The 19,609-nt window shown below is 61.7% G+C and carries 17 protein-coding genes; 13 read left to right on the top strand and 4 right to left on the bottom strand.

The annotated features are described in order from the left end of the window. Nucleotides 1–243: 243 nt before the first annotated feature. From LB551_RS22470 to LB551_RS22455, 4 genes are all read right to left on the bottom strand, one after another. Nucleotides 244–1,137 (bottom strand): alpha/beta fold hydrolase, encoded by an 894-nt coding sequence (locus LB551_RS22470; RefSeq protein WP_181172612.1) that lies wholly within the window; start codon nucleotides 1,135–1,137, stop codon nucleotides 244–246. Between the two features lie 10 nt (nucleotides 1,138–1,147). Next, on the bottom strand, nucleotides 1,148–1,828 hold the full coding sequence (locus tag LB551_RS22465; RefSeq protein WP_140552843.1) for a GntR family transcriptional regulator: 681 nt from the start codon (nucleotides 1,826–1,828) through the stop codon (nucleotides 1,148–1,150). An 80-nt stretch (nucleotides 1,829–1,908) separates the two neighbouring features. Further along, a complete protein-coding gene (locus LB551_RS22460) occupies nucleotides 1,909–2,889 on the bottom strand; it encodes an aldo/keto reductase (RefSeq protein ID WP_140552842.1) in 981 nt (326 codons plus the stop codon). Further along, nucleotides 2,886–3,764, bottom strand: coding sequence for a GntR family transcriptional regulator (locus tag LB551_RS22455; RefSeq protein ID WP_224660520.1), 879 nt, complete (start codon nucleotides 3,762–3,764; stop codon nucleotides 2,886–2,888). Before LB551_RS22455 ends, LB551_RS22460 begins: the two co-directional genes overlap by 4 nt. On the opposite strand from LB551_RS22455, the gene LB551_RS22450 reads away from it, so the two are divergent. The 13 genes from LB551_RS22450 (at nucleotide 3,748) to LB551_RS22390 (ending at nucleotide 19,591) form a co-directional block, all read left to right on the top strand. Further along, the gene (locus LB551_RS22450) at nucleotides 3,748–4,536 is read left to right on the top strand and encodes an alpha/beta fold hydrolase (protein ID WP_224660519.1); all 789 of its coding nucleotides are present in this window, start codon (nucleotides 3,748–3,750) and stop codon (nucleotides 4,534–4,536) included. The genes LB551_RS22455 and LB551_RS22450 overlap by 17 nt on opposite strands. 17 nt (nucleotides 4,537–4,553) lie before the next feature. Next, nucleotides 4,554–4,946 carry a carboxymuconolactone decarboxylase family protein gene (locus LB551_RS22445; RefSeq protein WP_224660518.1) on the top strand — a complete coding sequence of 131 codons (393 nt, stop codon included), beginning with the start codon at nucleotides 4,554–4,556 and terminating at the stop codon, nucleotides 4,944–4,946. Continuing rightward, nucleotides 4,943–5,566 carry an amino acid synthesis family protein gene (locus tag LB551_RS22440; protein WP_140552839.1) on the top strand — a complete coding sequence of 208 codons (624 nt, stop codon included), beginning with the start codon at nucleotides 4,943–4,945 and terminating at the stop codon, nucleotides 5,564–5,566. The genes LB551_RS22445 and LB551_RS22440 overlap by 4 nt, the downstream gene beginning before the upstream one ends. Before the next feature lie 100 nt (nucleotides 5,567–5,666). After that, nucleotides 5,667–7,178: an ABC transporter substrate-binding protein gene (locus tag LB551_RS22435; RefSeq protein WP_224660517.1), complete on the top strand. Its 1,512-nt coding sequence runs from the start codon at nucleotides 5,667–5,669 to the stop codon at nucleotides 7,176–7,178. A gap of 192 nt (nucleotides 7,179–7,370) precedes the next feature. After that, nucleotides 7,371–8,312 (top strand): ABC transporter permease, encoded by a 942-nt coding sequence (locus LB551_RS22430; protein ID WP_140513435.1) that lies wholly within the window; start codon nucleotides 7,371–7,373, stop codon nucleotides 8,310–8,312. Nucleotides 8,313–8,318: 6 nt separating this feature from the next. Continuing rightward, a complete protein-coding gene (locus LB551_RS22425) occupies nucleotides 8,319–9,125 on the top strand; it encodes an ABC transporter permease (RefSeq protein ID WP_224660516.1) in 807 nt (268 codons plus the stop codon). A 13-nt stretch (nucleotides 9,126–9,138) separates the two neighbouring features. Then, nucleotides 9,139–10,896 (top strand): hypothetical protein, encoded by a 1,758-nt coding sequence (locus LB551_RS22420; RefSeq protein WP_224660515.1) that lies wholly within the window; start codon nucleotides 9,139–9,141, stop codon nucleotides 10,894–10,896. 8 nt (nucleotides 10,897–10,904) lie between these two features. Continuing rightward, complete coding sequence (locus tag LB551_RS22415) at nucleotides 10,905–11,663, top strand: hypothetical protein (RefSeq protein ID WP_224660514.1); 759 nt, start codon at nucleotides 10,905–10,907, stop codon at nucleotides 11,661–11,663. Further along, nucleotides 11,660–13,408: an ABC transporter ATP-binding protein gene (locus LB551_RS22410; RefSeq protein WP_224660513.1), complete on the top strand. Its 1,749-nt coding sequence runs from the start codon at nucleotides 11,660–11,662 to the stop codon at nucleotides 13,406–13,408. The genes LB551_RS22415 and LB551_RS22410 overlap by 4 nt, the downstream gene beginning before the upstream one ends. An 81-nt stretch (nucleotides 13,409–13,489) precedes the next feature. Next, on the top strand, nucleotides 13,490–14,989 hold the full coding sequence (locus LB551_RS22405) for an aldehyde dehydrogenase family protein (protein ID WP_224660512.1): 1,500 nt from the start codon (nucleotides 13,490–13,492) through the stop codon (nucleotides 14,987–14,989). Nucleotides 14,990–15,143: 154 nt separating this feature from the next. Further along, the gene (locus LB551_RS22400) at nucleotides 15,144–16,949 is read left to right on the top strand and encodes a helix-turn-helix domain-containing protein (RefSeq protein WP_224660511.1); all 1,806 of its coding nucleotides are present in this window, start codon (nucleotides 15,144–15,146) and stop codon (nucleotides 16,947–16,949) included. Nucleotides 16,950–17,061: 112 nt separating this feature from the next. Continuing rightward, entirely contained in the window at nucleotides 17,062–18,075 is a 1,014-nt protein-coding gene (locus tag LB551_RS22395; RefSeq protein ID WP_224660510.1) for a flavin reductase, read from the top strand. Between the two features lie 4 nt (nucleotides 18,076–18,079). Further along, the gene (locus LB551_RS22390; protein ID WP_224660509.1) at nucleotides 18,080–19,591 is read left to right on the top strand and encodes an aldehyde dehydrogenase; all 1,512 of its coding nucleotides are present in this window, start codon (nucleotides 18,080–18,082) and stop codon (nucleotides 19,589–19,591) included. Nucleotides 19,592–19,609 lie beyond the last annotated feature (18 nt).

Below are 19,609 nucleotides of genomic sequence, written 5' to 3'. Positions count from 1 at the left end.
AAGCACATAGGTTGCCGCGAGTTCGGCGGGCTGGCCGCCCTGCCAGGACAGGCCAAGCCTGGGCAGATGTGTCTATTTTCTCGGTCCGTGGGGCATATAGCTCGACCTGGTGCCCTACCCCGGGCAAGGCTTTGAGCGCGAGCCGTCGCTCTGGCATCCGGCGTTGCCTGCAGGCGGGGACGGCATGGCGGCCCTCTTGGGACGACTTGCTGTGGGTCATAAGCCGGATGGTTTGGACCGGCGCTAGCTGCCAAGCCAGTCCCGGACAACTCCATTGAATTCGCGTGGGCGATCGATCATGACCATGTGAGCGGCGTTGGCGAAAATGTGCATGTCGGCTTGCGGCGCGCGTTCCAGCAGCTTGATGCCGCGCGCCACCGGCACGGTTTCGTCGCAGCCCGACCAGGCTATGAACAGCTTGGCCTGCATGGTGGGCAAATGCGGAAGGAGATGGTCCTCCTGGATCTGGGTATATTCGGTGTCGTCCTTTTTCCGGGCAGCCTGCCTGAAGCGCTCCAACTGACCGGACTTGCAGGCCAGGCGGTAGTTCTTTTTCAGCAGCTCCACGAACTCCGGCGGATTCTTCGTGCTTAGCCTCGCATTGGTGCGCAGAAAGTCTTCCTCGGTATCGCATCCCTCGAGCACATTATACGCTGCTGCCGCTGCTGCCTGCCAAGCGTGGTCCTCATTTCCGCCGAGGCGCGGCGAGGTCGCACCGCTGCTCACGACGACCACCTTATCGACCAGACCCGGGTTTTCAACGGCGAGCATTGCCGCGATGAAACCGCCTTCGGAATGACCGACCAGCGCGCAGCGGGTAATGCCGAGCGCTTCGATGAAGGCTGAAACGTGATGCCGCCTTTCGAGGCGGGGAACGTGTTTCCCGTCTACCGGCGCATCCGAGAGACCGAAGCCGACCAGATCGGGCGCCAGCACCCGGAAGTCATGCGCGAGTGCCGGGATGGTGTTGTGCCAGGTGGACCAGGCATCGATTGCCAGTGACGAGCCGTGCAGAAGGATCACGACCGGTCCGCTGCCAGCTTCGAAATAGCGCGTGCGGATGCCGCCCGCCACGACATAATTCTCCTTCACCGTCGCCGCGGGTGGCGGCGGACGGGCGGCGTCTCGCGCTTTCAAGCGCTGCCGATCAGCTGACGGATTGGTTTTCAAGCTGTTCGATCATCCCGAGCGCGAATTGGGCGGCTTTGCGTACATGCTTTTTCGCAAGCCGCTCGGCGTCCGATGCCCTGCGGCTCACCAGGGCGTCGAGCAGGGCTGCCAGTTCCTCCTGGGATGCCTTTCGCCGCTCTGCATCGGAAAGAGAAATCATGCGCAACTGTGAGGCCCGCATATGGATGCTGCGAAGCATCCGTTCCGCCTCGGAATTGTTCGCGCCCGCTATCAAGACGTCGTAGAATCGGGTTTTTGCGGCAATCATTTCGCGCGGCACACCGACGCGATAAGCATCCATCAGCTCGTCGTACACGCCCCTGCAATGCGTGATATGATCGTCAGTCGCATTCTCGCAAAACAACCTGCATACAAGTGCCTCCAGCGCCTCGCGAAGATCAAAAATGTCCTTCGCGATCTTGGGGTCGACGACAGAGACGATAAGCCCCCGGTTGGGCAGGTTCGTGACAAGGCCCTCGTTCTCGAGTTCGCGCATCGCTTCCCTGAGCGACGTCCGCGAAACGCCCATGCGCTCGCAAAGCGTGCGCTCCACCAGCCGCTCTCCCGGCGCCAGTTCTCCGACGACGATGGCGTTGCGGATGGTATCGGCCACCTGCGTGTACAGGCGCGGCGGAGCATGGACTCGCAGATCATACACGGCGGATTTGCTCCTTCGAAAAGTGCGCGAACGAGTGCAATTTCACAAGCATATCAGCTTACCGCAAGCATGTGCTTCATTCAGTGGCCTGAGGCGTTCAGCGGCCGTGGCTCGTAGGCCCGGTCGATGCGGTCGATATCGTCGGGGCTAAGCATTATGTCCAATGCCGCGACTGCCTCGTCGACATGGTCTGTCGAGGTCGCTCCGAAGATGGGCGCGGTAATGCCGGGGCGCGCCAATGTCCAGGCGAGAGCCACCTGGGCCGGTGTCTTTCCGATGTGGGCGGCAACGGCAACGACGGCTTCGCGCACGGCGTGGTCGCCGTCGCGGTGGTAATATTTCTGCGTATAGTCGTCGCTTTTCGTGCGCGCCGTCTGCTGGGCGGGATTGCGGCGGTCCGCGGCAAGGAAGCCGCGCGCGATGGGGCTGAACGGTATCAGGGCAACATCATCGTGGCGGCAGTAGGCAAGCAGTTCCCGCTCGCACTCCCGGTGAGCGGGATTGTATTCGCATTGCATCGAGATGAATGCCGGAAGGTCGCGTGCGCTGGCAGCCGCACGGCATTTTGCGAGTGTCCAGCCGGGCATGGTCGTGACGCCGACATAGAGCGCCTTTCCGGCGTGCACGATGTCCGCCATGGCATCGACCAGTTCGTCGAGGTCGGTATCCTTGTCCCAAATATGCGTCTGGAAGAGGTCAACGTGATCGGTTCCAAGGCGGGCCAATGAATCGTCGATTGCCTTGAACAGGTGCTTTCTGGAGTAGCCGCGGCCGTTGCAATGCGCAGCCATCGGGTTTCCCGCCTTGGTGGCGATGACGAAGCTGTCGCGCGGCTGCTGGCGAACGAGTATCTGGCCGAGAATGCGTTCGCTCTCGCCAGCCGAATAGAAGTCGCAGGTATCGAAGAAGTTGATGCCGTGGTCGAGGGCGCGCGCAACGATCGGCGCCGAGGCCTTCTCATCGAGCACCCAGGCCCGCCATCCCGCGGATCCGAATCCCATCGCGCCGAGGCATAGCCGGGATACTTTCAGATTGCTCTTGCCGAGCCTGACATAGTTCATGTGTCGATCCGTTGCTTGCGTGATGAGGATCTGGCGTTCTGCCCAGAGTCCCGCAGCAGCGACAGCGCGAAAGCCGCGGATCTTTCGACATACCCGCGCGTGAGCTTTTCGGCGAGGTCGGCATCGCGCGCGCGCAGCGCGTCGAAAATGCCGTGGAGCAAGGCCATCGTATTCCTGCGCCGTTCAGCCGAGGCGACGCGGGTGGTGACGGTGCGCAGATAGGTGACGCGGCCATGCAGGAGAAAGGTCATTTGCCTTGTGATGTCGTTGCCTGCGCCTTGCATGATGATGTCCCACACCGCGTCGAGCTTCTCGGCATGCTGCCTGGCAAGCTCGGACGTGTCGGTTTCGCCTGCTTCCGAAATACGCCGCGCCAATTCGTCCATTTGTTCCTGGCTGGCCCGTTCGACAAACAGGCGCGCCATGGCCGATTCCAGGATTGCGCGGGCCTCGTAGATCTGCCGGACCTCCCGTTCCGACAAGCGGGTCACGAACATGCCCTTGCCGGCTACCCGAGTGACAAGCCCTTCGGACTCAAGCTGGCTCAGCGCTTCCCGGATGCTTGTGCGGCTTACGCCAGTCTGCTCGGCGAGCTTCCGTTCCACCAGCTTGTCACCCGGCTTGAACACTTCGTTGAACAACGCCTCGCGCAGCGTGACAACGGTCTGCTCGCGCAATGTCGGCGAATCCGCAATCGACCAGTCAGTCCATTCATGCATTGCGGCGTCCTCTCCCGTCATTCCTTTCATGACAGCTACGCGTTCGACTCTTTCATCACAAGTAGCCGATTTAAATACGGTTGACCATATGCCTGTCTGTCGGTATACCAAAAAAATCGAGTTTGAACGAGGACCTGGAATGGCGCCGATGCGCACAAAAGACGATCTCATCGCCTATGAGAGAAGCGGTAAGGGGCATCCTCTCGTGCTGGTGCACGGTGTCGGCGCCAATCTGCAAAGCTGGGACGACGTCAGCAGCGAACTGGAGGGCAGTTTCGACATCATTCGTTCCGACCTGCGCGGGCATGGTCGGTCCGCGCACATAGACTCGGAATATTCCGTCGAGAAGTTTGCCGCCGATATCGTTCGGGTGATGGACGACGCCGGCGTGCGCAAAGCCCATCTGGTCGGCTTTTCATTGGGGGGCTTGATCGCGCAAGAGCTGGCCTGCTCCTATCCGGACCGGTTTGAGCGCGTCGTGCTTCTTTCCGCAGTTGCGGGGCGCACCCCCGCCGAACGTGAGAAGGTTGTGGCGCGCCTGCAGATGATCCGCGACGGCGGTATGGACGCAGTCGTTGGTGCGGCGCACGACCGCTGGTTCACCAAGGAATTCGCCGAGCGCCATCCCGATGTGATCGAGCGGCGAATCGCTGAACTCAAGGCGGTCCACGTGCCGTCTTACCTGGAGGCGTATCGGGTGTTCGGCCTTACCGAACTGGTGGATCGGCTTCCCGAGATCAGGCAGCCAACGCTGGTGATCACGGGCGAATTCGATCAGGGGTCGAATGTCCGGATGGCCGAGACGATGCGCCGGCTGATCCCCGATTCGGAATTACGCATTCTGGCCGGCCTGAAGCACAGCGTCCTGGTCGAGGCATCCAAGCTGGTGTCCGACCATGTCCGCGAGTTCCTTTTGCGTCCACGCTGAAAATGAAGGGAAGACGAATGAACGAGACGCTATTTGAGCGTGGGCTGGAGCGGCGCAAGGCGACGCTCGGCAGCGAATATGTTGAAAATTCGCTGAGCAAGGCAACCGATTTTTCCAAGGGCTTTCAGTCTTTTATCACAGAATATTGCTGGGGGACGGCCTGGGGCGACGACAGGCTGGATGCCAGGACCCGCAGCATGCTGAACATCGTCATGATTGCCGCGCTCAACCGCATGCATGAGTGGGAACTGCATTTTCGCGGCGCCCTTCGCAACGGGGTCACCCGTGACGAGCTGGACGCGTTGATAACCCATCTCACGATCTATTGCGGCGTTCCTGTCGGCGTCGAATGCCATCGCATCGCCAACCGCGTGCTTGCCGAACTCGCAGCCGGCGGAGTGGACAAATGACTGGCGTCCTGATCCGCAAGATCGTCGATTTCGTCGAGGACACGCTTGTCGAAGGGGGTCGCGTCGCGCCGGTTCCGCTTCGCATGGCCGCCTGCGCGGCGGTAATCCGCAATCCCTGGGCAGGATCGGCATTCGTCGAGGACCTGCAGCCGCACATCATGGAGCACGCCAAGGCTCTCACGGATGCCCTCGTGCCTCGCCTGGTGGCGATCATGGGCGGTCCGGACCGGATAGAGGCGTTTGGAAAGTGCGCTGTGACCGGGACGGACGGCGAAGTCGAACACGCGGCCGGCCTGATCCACACGCTGCATTTCGGCAATGTCTTCCGCATCGCCGCCGGCGGCGATTCCTTTCTCCCGTTCACGAACAAGCGTGCCGGCGCCGGCACTGCGCTCACCGTTCCCTTGACCCACAAAGACGCCGAGAGGAAGGGGAGCCGCGCTCATTTTCTGACCGTGGAATTCACCATTCCCGACGCGCCTGCCCATGACGAGATCGTCATCGCCTTGGGCGCCGCGAGCGGCGGGCGTCCGCACCATCGCATCGGCGATCGGTTCAACGACATGCGGATCATGGGAGTCGATCAGGCCGGCCGGCCGCTGCCAGCCGAGAGCAAATAACGCGCAAGCCTCCGGGTCCTACCCGGAGGCCAATAACGGCAATGCCGATAATATCGGGAACTGAACCAACGGAGGATTTGTCATGGATAGAAGGCAATTTATGGCCGCCGTCAGCGGCTTCGCAATCGTGGCCTCTTTGCCGGCGGCAGCGCTGGCTCAAGATACCCAGCCGGTCACCGGCGGCACGCTCAACGTCGGCTTCATCAGCGACGTACGCACGCTCGACCCGCTTCAGTCGTCGCAATGGACCGAGCGGCAGATCCTTTTCCTTATATTCGATACGCTTCTCGAGACCGAGGCGGACTTCTCCCTGAAGCCTGCCCTGGCGAAAAGCTGGGAGTTTTCGGACGACGGCAAGCGCGTGGTCCTGAAGCTGCAGGAAGGCGTGAAGTTCCATGACGGCACGCCGTTCAACGCCGAGGCCGTGAAATGGAACCTTGATGCGCGTCTCGATCCGAAAGGCAACTCATCGCAGCTCAAGTTGCTGGAAGGCGTCAAGAATGTCGAAGTGCTGGACGAATTCACCGTCGCCATCGACATGAAGGAACCTTATCCGCCCCTGCTGGCGCTGTTTGCCGACCGCGCAGGGCTGATGGCTTCGCCAGCGGCGGCCAAGAAATACGGCAGCGACGTCGGTTCCAATCCTGTCGGGACTGGTCCGTTCGTTTTCGGCGAATGGGTGCGCGGGTCACGCATCGCGCTCACCAAGAACGACAGCTATTGGCAGAAGGGAATGCCATATCTCGACGGCATCACGTTCCATGACATTCCGACGAACGTCGTCGGCATTCAGCGCATGGCCATCGGTGAACTGGATTTCATAAGCCAGCTTGATCCGCTGGATACGCGCCTCTCCAAGGCCAGCCCGGACATCGAGCTTGTGCCGTCGAAGGGTGGCGTCTGGTATTCCTACCAGTGGCGGTGGGACGCCGAGCCATATAACAAGCCGGAACTGCGCCAGGCCATCGCGCATGGCCTCAACCGCCACCGCATCAACCAGATCATATGGGCCGGGCAAGGCAAGATTTCCGACAGCTTCACGCCAGACGGGCTGTGGTGGACCCCAACCGATCTGGTGCACTACGAATACGATCCGGAAAAGGCGCGCAAGATCGTGGCTGATTCCGGCCTGAAGGGCACCACCATCAAGCTTGCGGCGCCAAGCGGCGATACGCTGCGACGCTTTGCCGAACTTGCCAAGGAAGACCTCGACGCGATCGGCCTCAACATCGAGCTCGAGCCGGTCCCGCAAAGCGACTACTACGCCAAGGCGGTCTCCGGCGAGATACGCTTCACGCCGATGCGCTGGACGCAACGGGCGGATCCCGACGGCCTTATCCACTACCTCTTCTCCAGCAAAGGCACCGCGAACTCCACGGGCTACAAGAATGACCAAGTGGACAAATGGATCGATGAAGCGCGGGTAATTTCCGATCAGGCGCGTCGCAAGGAATTGTACGAAAAGATCCAGCATCAGATTTCTGCCGATCTGCCTTACATGCCCGTCGGGTTCAGCGTCGAATTCAACGCCATGCGCAATACCGTAAAAGGGTTCGCTCCGATGCCGGATGAAATCCCCAGGTTCCGTTACGTCTGGAAAACGCAGGCCTGATCTTCATGCTTTGCCGCGGCGCGCCGCGCTGCGGCTTCTGGCGCGGGTGGGACCTGGTCCCGCCTGCAACCGGTAGAGGAACTTGATCGCCATTATGACCGCCGCCCATCGGATGTGCCCCAACCGCCCGCTTTGCGAGACGGGCGCCCCGGAAGGCGTTTCTTCAATCCTTCGCGATGAACTGAGGCCGGCATGCTTGCGCTTGTACTTTCCCGCATAGCGATCATGGTTCCGAACGTTATCGTTCTGACGTTTCTGCTGTTCACGTCGGTGACGTCCTTTCTGGGGACGCCGGCGGCGATCATGCTGGGCGAGAACGCATCCCCCCAATCGATCGCCGAACTCAACGCGAAGCTAGGCTTCGACCAGCCCATCCTGTCGCGTTACTGGAACTGGATCAGCGCCGCATTGTCGGGCGACCTGGGCCGGTCTTATTCCACCCAACAGCCTGTCGCGCAAATGATCGCGGATGCCCTTCCTCTAACACTCGAGCTGGCATCCTGGGCGATTCTCATCGCTTTCCTGGGCGCCACGCTGATCAATTCGGCGACGTTCATGAAAAAGCTAGTGGACCGGCTCACCGCCGCCGTCAGCATCGTCGGCATCACCGTACCGAATTTCTTTCTCGGGCTGCTGCTGATCTACCTGTTTTCGGTTCAGCTCCGCTGGCTGCCGACGACCGGATGGTCGCCGTGGTCACGGGGCGCCGGGCAGCATCTCATCCACATGATCCTGCCTGTCATCACGCTTACGACCTTTTATTTCAGCTCTTTCACGCTCGTCTACAAAGCCGAATACCAGTCGGTGAAAGGCAGCCTCTACATCCAGGCCGCGCGTTCGAAGGGGCTGTCCGAGGCGCGCATTTCCTACCGGCACATTCTGCCCAACAGCATATTGCCCTTGATCACCTATGCCGGTCTTTCGCTTGGACAACTGGTTGGCGGCGCGGTCGTCACCGAAACCGTCTTTTCGATGCCGGGCATGGGCCGGCTTCTGGTGGAAGCGATCTCGTCCCGGGATTTTCCCGTCATGCTGTCGGTTGGAATGGTGATCATCGTCGGCGTGATGATCCTCAACCTTGTGGCGGACGTGACCTACAGCCTCGTCAATCCGCTCGTGCGAACATCGGCTTAGCATCCAATGAGAAAACTTCCATTCCGATTGGTCCTTGGCCTGACGCTTCTGGTGATCATCACTTTGGTCGCGGTGTTCGCGCCCTTGATCGCGCCCCTGCACCCGACCGCCACGACGGTGAACGTCCTCGGCCCGCCTTCGGCTGAAAACATCCTTGGCACGGATCAACTTGGCCGGGACGTGCTGTCGCGCGTCATCTACGGAACGAGGGTTTCACTGCAGGTAGGTGCTTCGGCGGCGATCGTGGCTGTGCTGATCGGCGCGCCCATTGGCCTGATCGCTGGATTTTTCCGTGGCTGGATCGATTTCTTCCTCGTCCAGATCATCGACATTTTCATCGCCTTGCCGGGGCTCGTTCTCGCATTGATCATCACCGCGATGCTTGGGCCATCGGTGGTCAACCTGGCGGTGACGCTGGGTGTCGTCACCGCGCCGACGGTCGCCCGGCTGGTTCGCGGTCAGGTCTTCGTCGTCCGGGAAATGGTCTTCGTGGAAGCTGCGCGCGCCACGGGCGCAAGCTCTTTCTGGATCATTCGCCATCATATCATGCCAAACACGATGCGCGTGGTGTGGGCGCAGTTCGCAATCAATGTGGCCTTCGCGATCTTCACCTCCGCAAGCCTCAGCTTCCTGGGGCTGGGCGTTCCTCCGCCGGCTCCGGATTGGGGCGGCATGGTACGCGACGGTTCGATGTTCCTGCCGATCCTGCCGCTGCTCAGCCTGGGGCCGGGCGCTGCCGTCGCCCTTACAGTTTTCACATTTTATCTTGTCGGGTCGAGCATGAACGAGGCCGCGTCCCGCAATGATCGCTGATTGGAACAGGGAAATGACGTCTAACCAGATCGAGCCGCCGCTGCCGGCATTCATAGAACAACGCCTGCAGGAGTTTGCGGGCCGGGAAGGTGCCCTGAAGGCGCGGCGATGGATGCGGCCGGCGGATGTTCTGATGCGTGTGGAGAACCTTCGCTGCTTCAAGGCTTCGCGCGTCAGTTTTGCCGACATGTTGTTGCGCAGGATCGTTCGCGAACGCTGGCAGATAAGGATGATCTCGGCGGAATGCGGCGATGACGGAGCGGCGAGATTCGTCTACCGGATCGACGCGGAAGGCCATTCCTTCTCCTATATTGCCCGAGCATATCCATGGGACGGAATCGAAAAAGTCGGACGCCGCTCCGATGGCGCGGACCGTGACATGTTCGGCGCGCTCTTCGTCAATCTTGCCAGCCAACAGCGTATCGAGCAGGAATTCGAAACGTTCGACATCAAGGCTGAAGGCCAGATGCGTACGGATTCGGATGTGGTCGGCTGGACCCCGGCCAATCGCAGCAGCCGGCATTTCGACGCCGCTGTCGAAGCCCTGTCCCGCGGCGAACAGCCCGCCCCCGAGCTTGGCATCGCCTATCTCATGCGGAACGGTGGCTTTCAAAGCAGCGGCCGCAACGGCACGGTTTCCTATCCGGGCATTCCCGACGGGCATCCGCTGGCGCACCCGTTCTTTGCGGATATCTTCGCCATCTACCTGGTGCGGCTCGTCTCCATCGATCTCGTCAATGCCGTGGCGCGGCGGCGCAATCCGGACGCAGCGCAGCTCGACATTTCGATCGCGCGCGGGCTTGGAATAGGCAATTCTTCAGGCCAGGGCATGTGCGTTGCCCTCCAGCGCTGGCCGCATTGGGTCGCCACCTGGGTGACTGTGCGCGAGGCGGCGCTTGGCTACGCAAAAAGCCTGCCGGTCGATACGGGGAGCATTTCGGTTGTCCGCGGCTCGATAGAGAGCACCATCCGCATCTATGCGCAGACCGACCCACAGACGCAGGACTATGTGATGGCCAACGAAACCATCATCGAGAACCTGACACGCGTATCGGCAAGCCTGCGCGAAGGACGGTTCCAGTGCTGGGGCGACGTTGCTGCGCACGTCGCAGAAGTCATGGATGGCGAGACCAGTGAGCAGTTCCATAGCGTACTTCTCGACGTGGTACCGGACTTCTGTGACGCCATCGCGCCCTATTTCCAGATCGGCGCAGCCCGCAAACGGCAATTGCAGCCAGCAATGACAGTCGCTGAACTGCGCGAGATCCTGCGCAGAAACTACGTCTGGGCTCTCATCGCCGACCGCACGCTTGCCGAAACCCATCAGCACTTCTGGTACCATTCGATCGATAACGGCGAACAAAGGCGCGGCGAGCGGGTCATCGACCCGCACGAGCGTTTCGAATCCTTCATCGATCATATCGGACTGATCCAGAGGCTGGCGGCGGTGCTGGTCAGCCGTGGCGACAAGGAGCGCGCCGGCGACGTTGTTCTCGACCATCCGGACCTGCATTACGCCATCTCGCGCGTGCAATATCTGGATGGCCTGCCCTATGCGGAAATACGCGATCCGCTCGCGCATCGCGATTTCGTCCCCGCCGATCTCATACGGTTTTTCCTTGCGTCGCTGGGCATTCGCGGCTCGACGCCGCTCAGCATCCGCTATGTGCGGGGGACTTTCTTCCAAGACCAGCCGCTGCCTTCGGAATTCCTCGAGCCTGACAGGCCGGGTTCCCGGGTTCGCAAGCATGAGAATGAGGTCGCCCTGTGAGCACGACCATGTTTGTTGCCTATTCCGAACTGACCCGCGTCTTGCCGTGGTCGCTTAGGGCGCTGGGCTACGCGTTCGGAACCGCTGACCGGGGCGCTCATCTCGTTGCAACAGGTGCGGCGCTCGATCCGGCTATTCTGGATGAAATTCGCCAGGCGGGACCGCGGCCCTCCCATGGCTTCCGCTATCGGAAATCGGACGGGCTCACGATGCTGGACGCCGCCGGCGTTTCATTTCTGGAGACGGGACCTGCCGCGATCGATGCTCTGGCCGCGCATGCAGGCGACGCCAAATGGGAAATGTGCCGGATATCGGCGGCGACCGAGCTGTCGCTTGTTCCGGCCACGCTAGTCGGTGCGATGGACTACAATCTCTCCTCTATCGGCATCATCGCCAGGGATGGACCCTTCGACTGGCTGTTGGCTGAACCGGACGCGCGGGGTGTGCTTTATTCGGGCCGGGGCCGGGATGCCCTCGCGGCGCTCCTCGGTGAGGACACGGCGGTTCTGCAATCGATCGACGCCGCCGCGCTGACGCCGGGCTGCGCGCTTCTCATGGTCAGCACCCGCACGCCTGAGCTGAAGGCGTCCGGGCACGTTGGCGTTCGGCCTCGGGAAAAGATCGCCGTGGCGCACCAGAAGGGCATTACCCTGTCGCGGGAGACGCTGGATTCTCTGTACGCGCTCGAAATGCTTACCTGGGCTCCAACTTCGGAGCGCTCTCGCTCGCAGGCGGGCTTCACTGTTGCACCGGCGCCAAGCTCATGAGTGAACGGAAATCCGATCCAGTGGTCGAGGTAAAAGGCCTCAACGTCGCTTTCGGCAAGCATCAGGTGGTGCATGATGTCGATCTGGCCATCCATGCTGGCGAGACGCTGGCGCTTGTCGGCGAGTCGGGGTCCGGCAAGAGCGTCACCTCCATGACGATCATGGGACTGCTTTCCGGCAATACCCAAGTGACCGGTTCGGTCGTCGTCGATGGCCAGCAAGTGGTGGGCGCGTCGACATCGACATTGCGGCGGGTGCGTGGCGGCATTGCCAGCATGATCTTCCAGGAACCGATGATGAGCCTGAACCCGGTTCTGCAGGTCAGCACCCAGATCAAGGAAATGCTGCGCCAGCATCGACCCTTGAGCGATGCCGAGGCGCGGGAGGAGGGCATCCGGCTTTTCGACCGCGTTCGCATTCCTGACGCGCGGCGGCGGTTCAATGACTATCCTCACATGTTCTCCGGGGGGATGCGGCAGCGGATCATGATCGCCATCGCATTGGCGTGCTCGCCGAAGCTGCTTATCGCCGATGAGCCGACAACAGCGCTCGACGTGACGATCCAGGCGCAAATCCTCGATCTCCTGAACGAGGTCCAGCGCGACACCGGCACCGCGATCCTGTTCATCACGCACGACATGGGCGTAGTGGCCAATATCGCCGACCGCGTCATGGTCGTGCGCAAGGGACGCGTGGTGGAGACGGGAGCAGTAAAGGACGTCTTCGAGCGTCCGCGCGAGGACTATACGAGGATGCTGATCGACGCGGTCCCCCGTTTGGGGCAAGGCGTGGCCCGCTCCTACCGCGCGCCTGTCAAGGATGGTGTACCGAAGCCGGTTTTGAGCGTGCGCAAGCTGGTGACCCGGTTCGACGTGCGTGGCGGAGCAATGCGTCGCAAGGTGGGGCGTCTCCATGCCGTCGAAGGTCTAAGCTTCGACATCATGCCTGGAGAAACGCTGTCGCTGGTTGGCGAGTCCGGCTGCGGCAAGTCGACGACCGGACGCAGCATCCTGTTTCTCAATCCTCCGGATTCCGGCGAGGTGGTCTACGACGGACGGACGGTGCGGCGCGACAACAGGTCCGATCTTTCGGATCTCCGGCGCAATGTGCAGATGATCTTCCAGGATCCTTTCAGTTCCCTGGACCCGAAGCAAAACGTCGGTGCGATCCTGGCGGAGCCCCTGCTATGCCATGGGTTGGCGACCAGGGCCAAGGCCCTGGACAAGGCGAAACATCTTCTGGAGCGTGTCGGCCTCGAACCGTCGATGATCACCCGTCTTCCGCACGAGTTTTCCGGCGGACAGCGTCAGCGAATCTGCATTGCGCGAACCCTGATGCTCGACCCGAAGGTCATCATAGCCGACGAGGCCGTCTCGGCCCTCGACGTTTCGGTAAAGGCGCAGGTGATCGACCTGCTGCTTGAGTTGCAGGAGGACCTGCGGTTGTCCTACCTCTTCATCAGTCACGACATGGCCATTGTCGAACGTGTCAGCCACCGCGTGGCGGTCATGTATCTTGGCGAGATCGTGGAGATCGGGCCCAGCCGCGAGGTGATAGGGAACCCGAAACATCCCTATACCCAGAAGCTGATGGCAGCGGTGCCGAACCCAGAGCCGGCCGCGGACAGGCACCGTTTGATCGGCAAGCCAGTGACGGAATTGCCGTCTCCCGTGCGGCCGCTCGATTTCATTCCGCCGAAGCGGCAGCCTCGCGCGGTCGGACCCGACCACTTCGTGATCGAGTGACAAGCATTAACGAGGGCGCTTCAGATGGACGCCCTTGAACGAATCCGGGCAAGGCGCTTCCCGATACCTATGGAGAATTCGATGAACACACATGCTGAGCAGTTCCGAATTGGAGAGAAGGCGGCGTCCTTTTTGCGCCAGGAGAAAAAGCTCCTTATCGATGGAAAATGGGTGCCGGCTCAGTCCGGGAAGATTTTCGACACATATGATCCGGGCACGGGACGCATAATTGCACAGGTTCCGGAGGGCGACGCCGCCGATATCGACAATGCCGTCAAAGCTGCGCGACGGGCCTTTGAAGAAGGCCCATGGAGCCGCATCACGCCCAGCGAACGTGGACGTCTCATCTGGAAACTGGCGGACCTGCTGGAACAGAACGCCGATGAACTGGCCGAACTGGAGGTTCTCAACAATGGCAAGCCGCTTGCCAATGCCCGGAATTCCGACGTCGCGCTCAGCGTGGATATGTTCCGCTACATGGCGGGCTGGGCGACCAAGATCACAGGGGAAACCATTTCGATCTCCGCGCCGGACAAGTACCATGCCTTCACGGTGCGCGAGCCGGTCGGCGTCGTCGGGCAGATCATTCCGTGGAATGCGCCACTGCTCATGCTGGCCTGGAAGGTCGCTCCGGCGCTGGCCACCGGCTGCACGATCGTGCTCAAGCCGGCGGAGCAGACGCCGCTGACGGCGCTGCGCTTCGGTGAACTGGTCCAGGAGGTCGGCATTCCCGCCGGCGTGGTCAATATCGTAACCGGTTTTGGCCCGACGGCGGGTGCCGCGATCGCCTCGCACCCCCAGATCGACAAGGTTGCCTTTACGGGTTCCAGCGAGGTCGGCCGCATTATCGTCAAGGCTGCCGCGGGCAATTTGAAGAAAGTGTCGCTCGAACTGGGAGGGAAGTCGCCCGTCATCGTCTTTCCCGATGCTGACATGTCGGTTGCCATTCCCGGTGTCACACAGGGCATTTTTGCCAACAGCGGCCAGGTCTGCACCGCGGGATCGCGGCTGTTTGCCCATAAGAAGGTGTTCGACCAGATCGTGGATGGGATCGGCCAGCGGGCGGGGAACATCCGCGTCGGTCATGGCCTCAGCGAAGGCGTCCAGATGGGGCCGGTCATTTCCCCGGTCCAGTGCGACCGCGTGATGGGCTATATCGAGCAGGGCAGGAGCGCCGGTGCAACGGTGGCGTTTGGCGGCACGCGGATAGGCAATGAAGGCAACTTCATTGCGCCGACCGTGCTGACCGACACCCGGCCCGACATGGCTGTGGTGCAGGAAGAGATTTTCGGTCCTGTCCTGTGCGCCATGAGCTTCGATGATGACGACCTGGAACAGATCGCACGGCAGGCGAATGACAGCATTTTCGGGCTTGCCGGCAGTGTCTGGACGCGGGACCTGAGCGTCGCCCACAAGATGGTCCGGCGCATTCGCGCGGGCCGGATCGGGGTCAACGTACACGGCTCGGTGGACGCGGCAATACCCACCGGCGGCTTCAAGCAATCCGGCTGGGGCAGGGAACGGGGACAGGAAGGGCTGAACCTTTATACGGAGACCAAGTCGGTCATCATGTCGCTTTGAAGGCCTGCCAAACCTTTCGAGAACAGCCGGCAAGGTCGATCCTATCCATGCCGGCCATGCGGCGGCATGGCCGGCGGTAACGAATATGACTGTGGCGCGCCATCGACCAGGAAGGCTATGTAACGATCGAGTACCGGCAAGCAGCGAGGTTCTGTTGAGCGCTTTGGATCGCCCGCTGTCACGCGTCCTGCGCGACGTGACCAGCCTCATCAATTCCAGCGTCGACCTCGAGACAACGCTGCAGCACCTTGTCGATGCGGCATGCCAGCACGATGCCTGGTCGATGGCAGCGGTGATGAGCATCGATCAGGCGGATGGAAATGCTGTGGTCGTGACCCGGCATGATCCGAGCCAGTTGACGAAGTCCTATCGCAACCGCTGGACGCTGGCGACAAGTCCATCCCTCATCGCGTTGACCCGCAATGATCCGGTGATCATCCGCGATGCCCAGGAGAGCATCGAATTTCCCGGCTATCGGGAAGAGGCAATCCAGCGCGGCTATCGCACTGTCGTGGTTTTGCCGCTGGGCTGCCGGGACATGGAAGACCGCGCGATGGTCTTGTCGGTGCAGTCGCGCGACGTTGTCGATCTGTCGGCGGCCGACCTCGCATTCCTGCAGACGATCGTCCATCTGGGCGCCATAGCCGTGGACAAGGCGCACAGACTGAGGGCGGAACATGCTGCCGCCGCGCAACTCCAAAACGCACTTGCCGCGCATTCCTCCCTGATGCACCAGGTCCTGTCGGACGGCTCCGTGGCATCGGCGGCTTCCATGGTCGAAACCTTCCTGCCGAACGCAATCGTCGTGGTGGATCTGACTGCCAACCTGGTCGTTGCCGGGCGCTCGCCGAAGCCGGACCTCATCGACACCGACCGCTGGCGCGAGGAGATGGACGATTGCATGAGCCGCCAGTTTCTCCGTCTTGCTCGCGATATCTCGGACCAGGCCGGGCTTGAAATGCGCAAGCTGTACCTAAACTGCGGCGGGCATCACCTCAACCTGCCGGCGGCGGTGGAGCCGTTGGTCGTGGATGGCAAGACGGTAGGGGCGCTGATCGTGTTTTCGCTCGACGCCAATTTCGGCGACCTCGATCATCTTCTTCTTCAGAGCGCTCGGTTCGCGCTCAGCGTCCAGTTGATGCGCAGCCATTTACGCTTCCAGACGGAATCGCAGACTTCCAGCGAATTGTTCATGGAAATCGTTTCCGGCAACTGGCGCAACGTCGACGATTTGACGGCGCGGGCGCGCCGGCTCGGCATTGACGTAAACGCCACCGCCAGGCTGGTCGCGATCGGCCTCCCGGAAACTGTGCCGGAAAAGGCCAAGACCATACCCGAACTGCACCGCTCCATCATGCGGCTCGCCGGCCAATTGGCGCCGCAGGCGACCGCCGCCGCATTGGGCGAGATCATTCTGTGCCGCATTCCCGACGCACCCCGCGACGCGGACACGGTGGTCAAGACGTTTGTGCGCAAGCTGATCGAGGAAACGCAGTGGCTGATCGGCACCAAGCCGATCATCGTGGCGGGTAAGACCTGTTCGAGCATTCACGACTATCCCCAGGCATGGCTTGAATGCGAGCGCATGATCCGTCTTGCCGTCCGCTTCAACCGTACCGGTTTGCTTGCGCCCCAGGACTTCGGTCCTTTTCCGCTGCTGCTTTCGGCGGCCGACAGCAAGGAAGTGAGGTCGTTCGTGGATATCGCCATTGGCGCGGTCGTGCGTCACGACGAGGCGCATGCAACGGACTATATCAGGACCCTGACCGTCTTTCTGGAGCACGGTTGCCGCAGCCAGGCCTGCGCGGATGCGATGGAATTGCATGTTACAACGCTTCGCTACCGCCTGAACCGTATCCAGGAACTGTTTGGCATCGAGATCGATTCACCCGAACGTCGGTTCGCGCTTGAACTGGCAATACGCCTCAACGAGACCATTGCCCGGGAGCAACCTGTCTGACGCGGTCTCTGCTTCGTGTCCTAGGAGCCTGACTGCCGCCTCTCCTGCGTAGAGCAGGAAGACCCTCTCTCACGTCCCTTTATCCTTCCACTCTCCTGGAGAGGCAGGACGCATGACGGACAAGAGGGAAAAAGAGCTGAGCACGATCGATCCAGTGGAACTGCGGCGAACGTTCGGCACCTTCGTCACGGGCATCACGGTGGTGACGACGCGGGACGAAGATGGTTCGCCGCGCGGCATGACTGCGAATTCCTTCACCTCAGTCTCCCTTGAGCCGCCGCTGCTGCTCGTCTGCATAGGAAAGAGCGCCAGCAGCTTTCCCGCGTTCAACACGGCCGAAGGCTTCGCCGTCAACGTTCTGCACGACCGCCAGAAGGAGGTGGCGAGCCTCTTCGCCTCGAAGTCACTCTCCAAGTTCGAGACGATAGCCCATACCACCGTGCATACGGGCTCGCCGGTGCTCACCGACAGCCTCACCTGGTTCGACTGCACGGTGCATGACCGTATCGAGGCGGGAGATCATGTGATCCTGATCGGCCGGGTGCGTGCTTTCGGCACCAGCCCTGCCGCTCCGCTAGGGTTTTGCCGGGGGCGCTATGTCTGCGTGGAAGACCCCATGCCGCCTGGCTGGACGCCTTCCCATCGCATGATCATCGGCTACCTGGTCGAGCATGACGGTCGCATCCTGCTGCGCGACGATGGCGCCGGAGGCTGGGAACTGCCGACGGCAACGCACCGTAAGCCGGGCGACATGCTCAGCTTCGAAGGCGGCGGCGTGGTTGCGCCGCTCACCAGCGATGCGTTTCTCTACTCGGTCTTCGATGTGGCCGACCAGCAGCCCGGCTATGTCGTTTACCGTGGCGCGCTCGCGGGCCCAGCGGGCGAAATGCCGGATTTGTCGCCGTCGCTGAGGTTCTTTGCCCATGAAGAGCTGCCTTGGGACAGCATTCCGATCAGGCAGATACGCGCAACGCTGCGCCGTTACCTGCATGAGCGCGCGGACTCTCGCTTCGGGATCTACGTCGATTCCAGCGATGGCGGTCGGGTGGCGATGATAGACGGCCCCCCGCGTCCGTGGCGGTCGCTTAACGGCTTGGCCGGCGACCGAGAAACCGCGAAGGGATGAGCTGATGGACCTGACGCTGAAGGTGATCGAAGGATCGCGCCAGGATCTTTTCATTGCCGGGGAGCGCGTCGCGCCGCGGTCCGGCCGCTACATGCCGAGCTACGATCCGACGAACGCGGCGCCCTGGTATGAGGTTGCCGACGCCGGGCCGGATGATGTCGACGCCGCCGTGCAGGCAGCCAAAAGAGCGTTTCACGATCCGGCCTGGCGCAGGCTGACGCAGACGGATCGCGGCAAGCTGCTGCGCCGGTTGGCCGATCTCATCGCGGAACATGCCGATGAACTCGCCGCCATCGAGACGCGTGACAACGGCAAGCTTCTGAAAGAGATGCGTGTGCAACTGCGCGCGGCGCCGGACAGCTATCTCTATTTCGCCGGAATGGCCGACAAGCTGCATGGCGAGACGATACCCGTCAACAAGCTCGATATGCTGAATTTCACGCTGCGCGAGCCGATCGGCGTGGTGGGCATGATCTCGCCGTGGAATTCACCGCTGATGCTGTTGACCGGCACGCTCGCACCCTGCCTGGCGATTGGCAACACGGTCGTGGTCAAGCCATCAGAGCATACTTCCGCGTCCACCCTTGCCCTCGCCGAACTGATTGCAAAAGCGGGCTTCCCGGCTGGCGTTTTCAATGTCGTCACCGGCAAGGGCGCCACGGCGGGCGAAGCGCTGACCTTGCATCCCGATGTCGCCAAGATCGCCTTCACGGGCAGTACGGCAACCGGCCGCCGCATCGCCGCCAACGCTGCCAGCCGACTTGTTTCGTGTCAGATGGAACTGGGCGGCAAGTCGCCCCATGTCGTATTCGCCGATACCGACATCGAGCGTGCGGTGAACGGCGTGGTTGCCGGCGTGTTCGCCGCTGCCGGGCAGACCTGTATCGCAGGCTCGCGCTGTTTCGTCGAAAAATCCATCTATGCCGCATTCGTCGAAAAGCTGGCGGATCGTACCAGGCGCGTGCGTATCGGCCATCCGACCGATGAGGACACGGAAATCGGTCCGCTGGCGCTGGCTGCCCAACTCGACAAGGTCGAGCAGTATGTGGACTACGGCGTCGCCGATGGCGCGCGGCTGGTTGCCGGCGGCCACCGGCCGCTGCGGGACGACCTCTGCGGCGGCTGGTATTACGAGCCCACGGTTCTGGCGGATGCGCGCAACGACATGCGCTTCATGCGCGACGAAATTTTCGGCCCGGTCGTGGGCGTCGTGCCGTTCGACAATGAAAGCGAGCTGATTGGGCTTGCCAACGACACCCATTATGGGCTGGCGGCGGGTGTCTGGACCCGCGACATCGACCGGGCGCTGCGCTTTGCGCGCAACGTCGATGCCGGCACGGTCTGGGTCAATACGTACCGCTCGGCTGCTTACATGTCGCCCTCCGGCGGGTTCAAGGAGAGCGGTTACGGCAAGCGTGGGGGTTTCGAAGTCATGCGCGAGTTCTCCCGCTTGAAGAATGTCGTCATCGACTACTCCGGCGCCACGCAGGACCCGTTCGTAATCCGTTTGCGCTGATGCCTCATCTGACGATCC

The organism is Mesorhizobium sp. BR1-1-2 (genome assembly GCF_020165435.1).
Lineage (GTDB): Bacteria > Pseudomonadota > Alphaproteobacteria > Rhizobiales > Rhizobiaceae > Mesorhizobium.
This window is presented reverse-complemented; position numbering and strand designations above follow the sequence as displayed.